This window comes from Rhodococcus sp. CX, assembly GCF_015865005.1.
Taxonomy (GTDB): Bacteria; Actinomycetota; Actinomycetes; order Mycobacteriales; family Mycobacteriaceae; genus Rhodococcus.
Window position 1 is genome coordinate 13,713 of record NZ_JADZGH010000259.1, and the last position, 11,627, is coordinate 25,339.

The 11,627-nt window shown below is 68.7% G+C and carries 9 protein-coding genes and 1 pseudogene; 7 read left to right on the plus strand and 3 right to left on the minus strand.

Annotated elements, in window-relative coordinates:
- The coding region (gene ssd / locus I0Q12_RS28175; RefSeq protein ID WP_197256837.1) for a septum site-determining protein Ssd at window positions 1–934 on the minus strand (934 nt) is incomplete at its 3' end.
- 336 nt (window positions 935–1,270) lie between these two features.
- On the opposite strand from ssd, the gene I0Q12_RS28180 reads away from it, so the two are divergent.
- Together I0Q12_RS28180 and I0Q12_RS28185 are read left to right on the plus strand one after the other, a co-directional pair.
- Window positions 1,271–2,089: an HAD-IB family hydrolase gene (locus I0Q12_RS28180; protein ID WP_197256839.1), complete on the plus strand. Its 819-nt coding sequence runs from the start codon at window positions 1,271–1,273 to the stop codon at window positions 2,087–2,089.
- A gap of 591 nt (window positions 2,090–2,680) precedes the next feature.
- Window positions 2,681–3,187: a pyridoxamine 5'-phosphate oxidase family protein gene (locus I0Q12_RS28185; RefSeq protein WP_197256841.1), complete on the plus strand. Its 507-nt coding sequence runs from the start codon at window positions 2,681–2,683 to the stop codon at window positions 3,185–3,187.
- Window positions 3,188–3,203: 16 nt separating this feature from the next.
- Here the strand turns inward: I0Q12_RS28185 and I0Q12_RS28190 are convergent, their stop codons facing one another.
- On the minus strand, window positions 3,204–3,953 hold the full coding sequence (locus I0Q12_RS28190; protein WP_197256843.1) for an oxidoreductase: 750 nt from the start codon (window positions 3,951–3,953) through the stop codon (window positions 3,204–3,206).
- 203 nt (window positions 3,954–4,156) lie between these two features.
- On the opposite strand from I0Q12_RS28190, the pseudogene acs reads away from it, so the two are divergent.
- Window positions 4,157–6,093, plus strand: a pseudogene (gene acs / locus I0Q12_RS28195) (acetate--CoA ligase).
- 283 nt (window positions 6,094–6,376) lie between these two features.
- Complete coding sequence (locus tag I0Q12_RS28200; protein ID WP_197256845.1) at window positions 6,377–7,873, plus strand: trypsin-like peptidase domain-containing protein; 1,497 nt, start codon at window positions 6,377–6,379, stop codon at window positions 7,871–7,873.
- A gap of 61 nt (window positions 7,874–7,934) precedes the next feature.
- Here I0Q12_RS28200 and I0Q12_RS28205 read toward each other — a convergent pair whose 3' ends face one another.
- Window positions 7,935–9,305: an MFS transporter gene (locus tag I0Q12_RS28205; RefSeq protein WP_197256847.1), complete on the minus strand. Its 1,371-nt coding sequence runs from the start codon at window positions 9,303–9,305 to the stop codon at window positions 7,935–7,937.
- A 192-nt stretch (window positions 9,306–9,497) separates the two neighbouring features.
- Between I0Q12_RS28205 and nhaA the strand changes: the two genes are divergently transcribed.
- The 3 genes from nhaA to I0Q12_RS28220 form a co-directional block, all read left to right on the plus strand.
- On the plus strand, window positions 9,498–10,721 hold the full coding sequence (nhaA, locus tag I0Q12_RS28210; protein ID WP_197256849.1) for a Na+/H+ antiporter NhaA: 1,224 nt from the start codon (window positions 9,498–9,500) through the stop codon (window positions 10,719–10,721).
- Entirely contained in the window at window positions 10,718–11,218 is a 501-nt protein-coding gene (locus I0Q12_RS28215) for a phage holin family protein (protein ID WP_197256851.1), read from the plus strand. The genes nhaA and I0Q12_RS28215 overlap by 4 nt, the downstream gene beginning before the upstream one ends.
- A gap of 21 nt (window positions 11,219–11,239) precedes the next feature.
- The coding region (locus tag I0Q12_RS28220; RefSeq protein WP_197256853.1) for an alpha/beta fold hydrolase at window positions 11,240–11,627 on the plus strand (388 nt) is incomplete at its 3' end.

Consider the following 11,627-nt stretch of genomic DNA (forward strand, 5'->3'; position numbering starts at 1 on the left):
GCAACGGGATCCCGACGACGGCGGCGACGTCGGCGCCGCGGAGCCCACCCGGCGCGGGCCCGCGCACCACGAGACCCGTGTTCGGGTTTCGCGCCCCCGCCCATTCGGCGGTCCGTGCCGCCGCGAGCGCACCGCCCACCCGCGCCGGGGTGATCAGGACGACCAGATCGGCCGCGGCGACCATCGCCTCCGCGGCCGGGCCGACGCTGCGCGAAACGTCGCACACGACCACCGTTCCGGATCGACGCGCCGCGTCGAGCACGGCGGTGACCGCGGCCGACGGCGGTTCACCGGACGCGGTGCGGTCGGTGGAGAGCACGCCGAGCCCGGGCGCCCAGTCCGGGACGGCGTCGCGCAACGCCCGCGCGGAGACCCGGCCGCCCTCGACGGCCAGTCCCGGCCAGCGCACCCCGGGCCGGTCTTCGAGGCCGGTGAGCACGTCGAGGCCGCCGCCGAAGGGGTCGCCGTCGACGAGCAGCACGTTCGGGTCGTCGCGGTCGGCGGCGGTCCAGGCCAGGGCCGCCGCGAACGTGGAGGCGCCGGCACCTCCGCACCCGCCGACGACGGTGACGACGCGACCCCCACCGGTGTCCGGTTCGGCCGCGGCACCCATCACCGCGAGCAGTTCGACCTCGTCGTCCGGAAGCGCGATCACGTGTTCGGCACCGACCGCGGCCGCTGCCTGCCAATCCGCCAGCCCCGCGGCACCCGAGCAGACGAGAACCACGCCGCGCCGCCGCGGGAACGTCTCCATCGCCGCCGCGGTGGCATGGTCGACGACGACGAGCCCGGCGTCGTCCCAGCTGCGCCGTGTCGGAGGGACGGGTGCGTCGTCGAGGTCGCGGTCGGATGCAGCGGCCACGCGCCGCAGACTGGCCAGCAGGGTGCCGTCGGAGATCAGCGCGAGGATTCGTGCGGTGCGCTCGTCGTTCATGCGGACAGCGTGCGTGGAAGCACCGAGACGCGGAAGACGGTTTTCGGGGCGGGGGGCGAATCTGTGGATGAACCGGGCGCCTGTGGACAACTTCCCGGCCGCGGACGCGCGCGGCGAAACCGAAAGACATTCGGATACGGGACGACCCTCGCCAGGGGGGAGGAGGCGAGGGCCGTCGTGTTCAGCCCCGGGGGGTCGGGCTGAACACAGCCTGGTTGCGCCCAGGTATTTGCGATACTACACCGGGCCGCTCGACTATTTGCAAGTTGAAACATTCAGTGGGACCGAGGTACCGAGGACCGGCCGAAACGCGGATCAGCGGCCTATTGTGGTGCGGTGACCGACGAGACACCACGGCCCTCCGAGGCGGGTCGCATCGCCGCGTTCTTCGACCTGGACAAGACCGTCATCGCGAAGTCCAGCGTCCTGGCGTTCAGCCGGCCGTTCTTCGATCAGGGGCTGCTCAACCGTCGCACGGTCATCGAGAACACCTACGCCCAGTTCCTGTACCTGCTGTCCGGCGCCGACCACGATCAGGCGCAACGGATGCGCGCGTACATCGCGGCGATGTGCGAGGGCTGGAACGTCGAGCAGATCAAATCGATCGTCGCCGAGACGCTGCACGAGATCGTCGATCCCCTGGTGTTCCAGGAGGCCGCGGACCTCATCGCCGACCACAAACTGCGCGGACACGACGTGGTCGTGATCTCGGCGTCCGGGGAGGAGGTCGTCGCCCCGATCGCCGAAGCACTCGGCGCGTCGCACAGCACCGCGAGCCGGATGCGCATCGTCGACGGACGGTACGCCGGCGAACTCGAGTTCTATTGCTTCGGCGAGGAGAAGGTCACGGCGATGAAGGAACTGGCCGAGCGATACGGCTACGACCTGGCGCGCAGCTACGCATACTCCGACTCGTCGACGGACATCCCGATGCTGCAGGCGGTCGGATACCCCCGAGCGGTCAACCCGGACCGGACGCTGCGCCGGGTCGCAACGGAAAGAGGTTGGCCCGTACTGACTTTCGTCAAGCCCGTGCCGCTGCTGCGGCGCCTGACCATCCGCGGTCGCGGGTTGCTCACGGTCGGCATGATCGTTTCCGCGACGGCCCTGCTCGCAGGCGCCGCCACCTACTCCGTCCTGCGCCGGCGGCGCTAGATCAGGGCCGGACACCAGCGGAAATCGACCCGAAAATGGGGCTTGCCGACCCCGGCAACAGAGGGTAGAAATGGTGTTACGGAAGCCGGAAGGCCAAGAGCGAATCGGAAGAGAAGGTTCGATCTCCCGTACCGACTTCCCAGCACGGACACCGAGTACCCACGCGGAGCCGATGCCACTATAAGGGCAAAAGCGTTGTGGACCTGCGAGATCCGGGGCGTCGCGAGCGAACCTCCTCGCACCCGTTGCGAGGGCGAACTTGCGAAACCCGAGTCATCGCCGAGGTCGTTGACACACAACCCATTCCAGCACGCATGCGTAACACGGCGATCCGTGCTAGCGGGTGGCGACACCGACGCAAGTCGGCGGCGCCACCCGCTTCGCATGTGGAGACTCCTTCGTGCAAGGCCTCGCTGCGACAGAACTCTCCTGCGCCGCAGCGACTTCCGAAGCCCGGGGCGACGTCCCGACCGGGGATCGCACGTCCATGCATTCTTGACACAGGGTGTCAGCATCCGATGCGAGCATGGTCTCGCGGACCGACGCCGAGCGCCGGCCGCGACAGCAGCCGATCACGGACAAGGTGCCCCCATGCAGGAAACACCGGAAGAACTCGCCGAACTTCAGGCTCTCCTGGACGCGTCCCTCGCCCGGTCCACCGCGCACCTGCGGTCGATCATCAACCGCGAGAGCACACTGACCGCCGAGCAACTCACCCGAGTCCTCACCGGCATGTGCACGCTCGCCCTGTCCACCGTGACGGCGTGCGGCGAACCCCGGATCAGCGGCGTGGACGGGCACTTCCTCCACGGCAAGTGGCACTTCGGCACCGCGCGCAGCGCCGCCAAGGCCCGTCACCTCGCCGCGCGGCCCGCCGCCAGCGTCGCTCATCTTCGCGGTGAGGAACTGGGCGTCTTCACACACGGCACGGTGGAGATCCTCACCCCGCCCGACGCCGAACCGGCCGCGGACTGGCCCGAACTGCTCGCCTATTTCAAGTCGTTCTACGGCGAGGACATGTTCGACTGGGACAACGACGTGGTCTACTACCGGCTACACCCGAAATGGATGACCGTCTACGCCCCGGCACCACACTGACCGGGCCCCGGGTGGCTCAGCCGGCGAACGCGTCGGCGATCGACGTCGCCTCGCGGGCACCGGACTCGAGGGCGACGCAGCAGAACAGCAGCCAGTTGCCGACACCCTCCGCGGTGCCCTGCCCGAAGGCGGCGATGCCCTCGCGGTAGGCCGGGACGCGGCGCATCCAGGTCACCTCCGGCACCCCGAGGTTGTGGGGGTCGAGACCGGTCGAGACGCACACGAGCCGGGAGGCGGCGCGCGCGATCACCCCGTCGGCGACACCGAACGGGCGCAGCGTGCACAGTTCACCGTGCACGACGCCTGCGAGAACCGGAGCGGGCACACGGGTCCCTCCGGTCACCAGCTGCGCGAGGGCGTCGAGCCGTTCCCCGATTCCGGGATCCGTCCGGGGACGACCCAGCGATTCCGGATCGTCCACCAGGTCCGCCGCAGCGAGCAGATGCAGTCGCGCGAGGGCCTGCAGCGGAGCCCGCTTCCACGTCGCGACCAGTATGCCGAGGCTGTCCCCGTCGAGCGCCTGCGCGACCCGCAGTGCGCCGGCCAGGATGGGGTCACCGGCCTCGCCCGGCTGCGGCAGCTCCATCGAGCCGCCGTCGATCGCGGCCGAGGCCCGCGCCGCGCGCACCGATGCCTCCGCGGCGGTGTTCGGCCAGCCGCGCCGGTTGGTCTTGTGCCGGTGCACCTCGGCGAGCGCGTCGCGCGCTCGATCGGCGGCGTCGCGCACTCCGGGCAGGTCGAGAAGGGGCTGCAGCGGGTCCGTCACGTCTGTGGACGCTACCGGTCCGGGGTCCGATACCGGTCGGCGGTCCGTTCGTCGACGCAGCCGACCATCCGTCGCGCGACACCGACCGATCGGCGCAAGTGACCAGGTTGCAAGTGGATGCAACGATGCGATCCCCGTCACAGGTGACTACTCTCACTTGAGCCCGATTCATTTCGCACATCCCGGAAAGAGGCCCCGGCATCATGACGAGTGCAGCCCAGGACCATGAACAGCAGGTGTTCCCGCCGAGCGCGGAATTCGCCGCGACCGCCAACGCCGGTCCCGAGTTGCAGGCTGCCGCCGACGCCGACCGCCTCGCATTCTGGGACACCCAGGCCAAGCGTCTGGACTGGGCGACGCCGTGGAGCGAGGTGCTGGACTGGTCCGACGCCCCGGTCGCGAAGTGGTTCGTCGGCGGACAGCTGAACGTCGCCTACAACTGCGTGGACCGGCACGTGGAAGCCGGCAACGGCGACCGTGTCGCCATCCTGTTCGAGGGTGAACCCGGCGATTCCCGGGCGATCACCTACAACGATCTGCTCGCCGAGGTCTCCAAGGCCGCGAACACCTTCACCGAGCTGGGTCTGGTCGCCGGCGACCGCGTCGCGATCTACATGCCGATGATCCCCGAGGCGATCGTGTCCATGCTCGCCTGCGCGCGCCTGGGCCTGACGCATTCGGTGGTCTTCGGTGGCTTCTCCGCCTCGGCGCTGCGCTCGCGCATCGACGACGCGCAGGCCAAGCTGCTGGTCACCGTCGACGGCCAGTGGCGCCGCGGCGCCCCTGCCCCGCTCAAGTCCGCCGCCGACGAAGCGGTCGCGGGGCGGAGTCGATCGAGCACGTGCTCGTCGTCAAGCGCACCGGCATCGACGTCGACTGGACCGACGGCCGGGACCTGTGGTGGCACGAGACCGTCGAGAAGGCCTCCGATCGGCACACCCCACAGCCGTTCGACGCCGAGCACCCGCTGTTCATCCTGTACACCTCGGGCACCACCGGTAAGCCCAAGGGCATCGTGCACACCTCCGGCGGCTACCTCACCCAGGCGTCGTACACGCACCACAACGTCTTCGACCACAAGCCGGGTCAGGACGTGTACTGGTGCACCGCGGACATCGGCTGGGTCACCGGCCACACCTACATCGTGTACGGGCCGCTGAGCAACGGTGCCACGCAGGTCGTCTACGAGGGCACCCCGAACTCGCCGACCGAGCACCGGCACTTCGAGATCATCGAGAAGTACGGGGTGTCGATCTACTACACCGCCCCGACGCTGATCCGCACGTTCATGAAGTGGGGCCGCCAGATTCCCGACGCCCACGACCTGTCGTCGATCCGGCTGCTCGGCTCGGTCGGTGAGCCGATCAACCCGGAGGCGTGGCGCTGGTACCGGGAGGTCATCGGCGCCGGCAAGGCCCCGATCGTCGACACCTGGTGGCAGACCGAGACCGGCGCGATCATGATCTCCCCGCTGCCGGGCCTGACCGCCACCAAGCCCGGTTCGGCGATGGCGCCGCTGCCCGGCATCTCGGCGAAGATCGTCGACGACGAGGCCCACGAACTCGGCGAGGGCGGCAACGGCTATCTGGTGCTCGACCAGCCGTGGCCGTCGATGCTGCGCGGCATCTGGGGCGACATGGAGCGCTACAAGGAGACCTACTGGTCCCGGTACGCCGAGCAGGGCTGGTACTTCGCCGGTGACGGTGCCCGTTACGACGAGGACGGCGCGCTGTGGGTGCTCGGCCGCGTCGACGACGTCATGAACGTCTCCGGCCACCGCATCTCCACCTCGGAGGTCGAGTCCGCGCTCGTGTCGCACCCGGCCGTCGCCGAGGCCGCGGTCGTCGGCGCCTCCGACGAGACCACCGGCCAGGGCATCGTCGCGTTCGTGATCCTGCGCGAGAACGTGGAGAACACCGGCGACACGCTCGTGAAGGAACTGCGCGATCACGTGGCGGTGGAGATCTCCCCGATCGCCAAGCCACGGCAGATCTCGGTCGTGCCGGAATTGCCGAAGACCCGCTCCGGCAAGATCATGCGCCGCCTGCTGCGCGACGTCGCCGAGGGCCGTGAACTCGGCGACACCTCGACCCTCGTCGATCCGGCCGTGTTCGAAGCCATCCGCGGAATCAACAAGTAGCCACTGCCGGCACCTCCGCACGACGCGGCCCGCTCTTCGGAGCGGGCCGCGTCTGCGTATTTGTACTCATTTTCCGCCGCGTTACCGATGACTTTTCACAGACTTCTTCCATTCGGGTTTAGCATCTGAACCACTATTCATTTTGCCTGTTTCGCCCGATCCCCTCCTCGGCATACTCTGTGTCGGCAATCGAACGCCGTTGTCCCGCAATGGTTACCAAGGCTCACATTGTTGTGGGCCGGGTTCGTCTACGTCACACCCTCACTGTCTCTTCGGAGGACCCATGTCCGGATCAGGACACCGCTTCTCACGCCGGTTCGCCGCGTGCTCGGTACTTGCGCTCGGCCTCCTCAGCGCATCCCCGGGCGCCGCACTCGCACAGGACACGAGCACCCGCCCGGCGGCCAACCCGGAGCAACGCGCAGCTGCCCTGATCCGCCCCGCCACCGTGTACCTCGAGGGCACGACGACCGGGTGGATCCGCATGCCGGACGGCGAGCTGTTCGACACCGCGCCCTACCAGGCCAGCTGGACCTGCACGGGCTTCGTGGTGAACCCCGACGGGTGGGTCGCGACGGCCGGGCACTGCGTGGACGACGTCCGGAGCATGCTCCTCGACGCCGCGTTCGGCGACATCTACGCCGCGAACATGGACTGGGCTCCCGAAGAGCTCGCCGCGTTCGTCGACGGCAGCTTCACCGTCGAGGGCGAGAAGGGCGGATCCGACCCGACCCTCGAGATCGCGGTGCTGTTCGGCGAAGGCACCTCGGGAACTCGCCTGCCCGCCAACGTCATCGAGTACCGCCCGCTCGAACAGGGCGACGTCGCACTGCTCAAGGTGCAGCGCGACGACCTGCCCGCCGCGCTGCTCGCGACCGACGACGACGTCGCGATCGGCACGCCCGTGCTGTCCGTCGGATTCCCCGGCAGCACCGAGAAGGTCACCGACCCCAGCCTCGAACCGACCAACAAGAGCGGCAAGGTCAGCGCGAAGAAGACCTCCGGCACGGTCCCGTTCTACGAAACCGACGCGGCCCTGTCGGGCGGCATGAGCGGCGGCCCGACGGTCGATCTCGAGGGCCGGGTCATCGGCGTGAACAGCTTCGGCCCCTCGGGTGAAAGCCAGGCGTTCAACTTCATCGCGCCGTCGAGTGGCCTGGAGGAACTGCTCGCCGCCCGCGGTATCACCTCCCAGCTGGGCCCCGCCGACGAGCGCTACCGCGACGCCCTCGCCGCGTACTACGAGGGGCGCTACACCGAGGCCATCGAGGGCTTCGACTCGGTCCTCGCCATGTCCCCCGAATATCCCGGCATCTCGGCGATCAAGTCCGACGCCGTCCGTCTGCGCGAGCAGCACGGCGATGCCGCGTCGTCCTCGTCGTCCTCGTCGTCGAAACTGCCGTTGATCCTCGGCGGCGCCGCTGTCGCGGTCCTGCTGATCGCCGGGCTCGGCGGGTTCCTGCTCGTGCGCAGCCGCCGCACCCCGGCCCCGGCCGCGGCCCCGGCCGCGGCCGCGGCCGGATTCCACGGGGCTCCCGGCAACGGACCGGTTCCGCAGCCGGGCGCGCCCGGTGGGTTCGGTGCTCCGCCCGCAGGTTTCACGCCGCCCACCGCGCCCGGCGGCTACGCACCTCAGCCGCAGCAGGGAGCCCCGGGCTACGAGGTCCCGCCCACCGCTCCCGCACCGGCGGCGCAGGGCGCCCGGTTCTGCCCGTCCTGCGGCACCGAGCGCCGCGGCACCGAGAACTTCTGTTCGAACTGCGGGCAGCGGATCGGTTAGCTCCGCATGCACTTCGGCCCCCGGTCCGTGCGGACCGGGGGCCGATTACGTGTGTGGACGATCAGACCTCGTCGAGGGAGGCGTCCTTGGTCTCGCGCACCGCGAGCAACGCGACGAACGTCAGCACCGCGGCGGCCAGCAGATACACACCCACCCAGCCGACGCCGTACGTCGTGGCGAGCCAGGTCGCGATGAAGGGGGCCACCGCCGCGCCGAGAATGCTGGACACGTTGTAGGCGATGCCCGATCCGGTGTAGCGCACGTTCGTGGGGAACAGCTCCGGCAGGATCGCCGACTGCGGGCCGAACGTGAAACCCATCAGCAGCATGCCGAGAATCAGGAAGAACAGCATGCGCGCAGAGCCCATGGCGTCGCCGTCCAGCAGCAGCCCGAAGCACAGGCCGAACACCATCATCGTGCCGGTGACGACGAGCAGGGTGGACCGGCGCCCGTAGCGGTCGGCGAGGATGCCGGAGACCGGGATCGCCGCGGCGAAGAACAGCACGGCCACGAGTTGCAGGACCAGGAAGTCCGAGTACTGGAAGCCTGCGCCGGTGCCGCCCTGGGCGGGGGTCTTGCCGGTGCCGAAGCTCAGCACCCAGGTGGTCATGATGTAGAAGAGCGTGTAGGTCGCGAGCATCACGAAGGTGCCGATGATCAGCTGCCGCCAGCTGCTCTTGAACACCTCGACGAGCGGGGTCTTCACCTTCTTGCCGTCGGCGACGGCCTTCGCGAAGACCGGGGTCTCCTCGAGCTTGAGGCGAACGTAGAGACCGATGATCACCATGACGGCGCTGAGCAGGAACGGCACGCGCCAGCCCCACTCGAGGAACGCGCTGGACAGGTCCGGATCGGAATTGTCGTGGCCGAGCAGCAGCGTCATGATCAGGAACAGCCCGTTGGCGAAGACGAATCCGATCGGGGCGCCGAGCTGCGGCCACATCGCGGCCCACGCGCGCTTGCCGGGCTTCGCGGTCTCGGTCGCAAGGAGTGCCGCGCCGGACCATTCACCGCCGAGGCCGATGCCCTGGCAGAAGCGCATCAGCGCAAGCAGCATGGGGGCGAGCAGACCCACCTGGTGGTAGGTCGGCAGCACCCCGATGAGGAACGTCGCGATGCCCATGGTGAGCAGCGAACCCACCAGCGTCGCCTTGCGTCCGATGCGGTCCCCGAAGTGACCGAACAACACGGAGCCGATCGGGCGCGCAACGAAGGCGATACCGAAGGTCGCGAGGGAGGCCAGCAGTGCGGTCGTCTCGTTGCCCTTCGGGAAGAACAGGTGCGGGAACACGGAGACCGCGGCGGTCGCATAGATGTAGAAGTCGTAGAACTCGATGGATGTGCCGATCAGGCTCGCGACGACGATTCGCCGGCGGGGTACTCCCGCGACGCTGTCGTCGTCGTGCCGGTCCACGTCGAGGGTAGTGCTCACAAAACTCGCTCCAAAAGTCACATTGTGGGAGAGTCATCCCAATTAGTAGGAAATTGAACACCCAATTTCCTTAGCGAAGCAAATTGGCCGTTTGGGATCGAGACGCCGGTCACCGCTAGGATCGGCCGGAGGTGTGCCGGGAAGTCTGGTCGGCGAGTCGCAGCCGTACCGATTTCCGAACGAGAGGGACCCGTGTCGCAGACGTCCGATTCCGCATCCTGGAGCAGGGAACTCACCCGGTACCTCCGCACCGAGACCGTCGGCGGTTCGATCCTGCTGGCCGTCGCCGCCATCGCGGTCGCGTGGGCGAACTCGCCGCTGGCGCCGTCCTACGAGGCGTTGCGGGACTTCACCGTCGGACCCGCGTCCCTTCACCTGAATCTCACCGTCGGCACCTGGGCCCAGGACGGCCTGCTCGCCGTGTTCTTCTTCATCGCCGGCCTCGAACTCAAACGCGAACTCGTCGTCGGCGAATTGGCCGATCGGAAGAAGGCCCTGCTGCCGGTGCTCGCCGCGGTCGGCGGCGTCGTCCTGCCGGCCGCCATCGCCGCGACGATCGGCTGGGGAACCCCCGGTCTCGAACGCGCCTGGGCGATCCCGGTGGCCACCGACATCGCCTTCGCGCTGGGCGTGCTCGCGCTGACCGGATCGCGAATCCCCACCAGCGCCCGGGTGTTCCTGCTCAGCCTCGCAGTGGTCGACGACCTCATCGGCATCGGACTGATCGCGATCCTGTTCACCTCGTCGATCTCGCTGCTCTGGCTGGCCGCGACCGTGGCCTGCGCCGTCGTCTACTGGTACGCCCAGCGCCGGCGCGTGACCACTCCCCTGCTGTACGTGCCGCTCGCCCTCCTGACCTGGTACGCCGTGCACCAGTCCGGGATCCACGCGACGATCGCCGGGGTGCTGCTCGGGTTGCTCACCCGCGTGCACACCGATCCGGGCGAATCCGCAGCGCCCGCCGAGCGATTGGCACATCGCATCCAGCCGTGGTCGGCCGGCCTGTGTGTGCCGATATTCGCGCTGTTCGCCTCCGGGGTACCGCTCGGCGCGGAGGCCCTCCGCGCGGTGTTCACGACACCGGTCGGCCTGTCGATCGTGGTGGGGCTGCTCGCAGGCAAGATCATCGGTATCTTCGGTACGTCGTGGGTCGCGATCCGGCTCGGGATCGCGTCCCGCCCGACCGGACTGCACTGGAAGGATCTGTTCGCCCTCGCGACCCTCGGAGCGATCGGATTCACCGTCAGCCTGCTCATCGCCGAACTCTCGCTCGGGAACGGAGATCAGGCGGACACCGCAAAGGCCGCGGTCCTCGTCACATCATTGATCGCATCGATGCTGGGTTCGACGCTACTGTTACGGCGTGGGCGAGCCCACCGTCAACCGGACGAGACAATTGGAGGGGTCGACAAGTGAGCGTCACGAACGGGAATCGGAAGCCAAGCGACGGCGCACCGACAAGCATCTCGTCCATCCCGCTGACAGAAGTCGCCGCCCCGACTCCCAAGGACGCCAGCATCGGAGACCTGGTCCGTGACGCGACCGCGCAGGTGTCGACGCTGTTCCGCGCCGAGGTCGAACTCGCGAAGGCCGAGGTCACCGGAGAGGTCAAGAAGGGCCTGCAGGGCAGCCTGTTCTTCATCCTCGCGCTCGCGGTGCTGATCTTCAGCTCGTTCTTCTTCTTCTTCTTCCTCGCCGAACTGCTCGACGTGTGGGTCGCGCGGTGGCTGGCGTTCCTCATCGTCTTCCTGATCATGGTGGTGGTGACGGCGATCTTCGCCCTGATCGGCTACATGCGGGTGCGCAAGGTGCGCGCGCCGAACAAGACGATCGACTCGCTCAAGCAGGCCCGGTCCGTCCTGCCGCTACACGAGGAGCCGTCCCCCGCCGGCGGTCCCCGGCACGCACGCTGAGCCGCGACCGTGCTCGAGGCAGTGTCCCTTCCCGATCCGTCCACGGTCCGGTATCCCGGGCCGTGGACGCATCGTGATGTCCATGCGAACGGAATCCGGCTGCACGCCGCCGAGATCGGTCCCACCGATCCCGATGCCCCGCTGGTCGTGTTCCTGCACGGCTTCGCCGACCTGTGGTGGACGTGGCGGCACCAGTTGATCGCATTCGCCGAGGCCGGCTTCCGGGCCGTCGCGGTGGACCTGCGCGGCTACGGCGACACTGACAAGCCACCGCGCGGTTACGACGGCTGGACGCTGTCCGCGGACATCGCCGGTCTCGTCCGCGCGCTCGGGTACACCGATGCCGTGCTCGTCGGTCACGCCGACGGCGGCCTGGTGTGCTGGGCGACCGCGATCCTGCACCCGGGAT

Bases quoted from the DNA above. Each gene is read 5' to 3' on its own strand.
- I0Q12_RS28200 (WP_197256845.1), top strand. From the start codon at position 6,377: ATGTCCGGATCAGGACACCGCTTCTCACGCCGGTTCGCCGCGTGCTCG.
- I0Q12_RS28185 (WP_197256841.1), top strand. From the start codon at position 2,681: ATGCAGGAAACACCGGAAGAACTCGCCGAACTTCAGGCTCTCCTGGAC.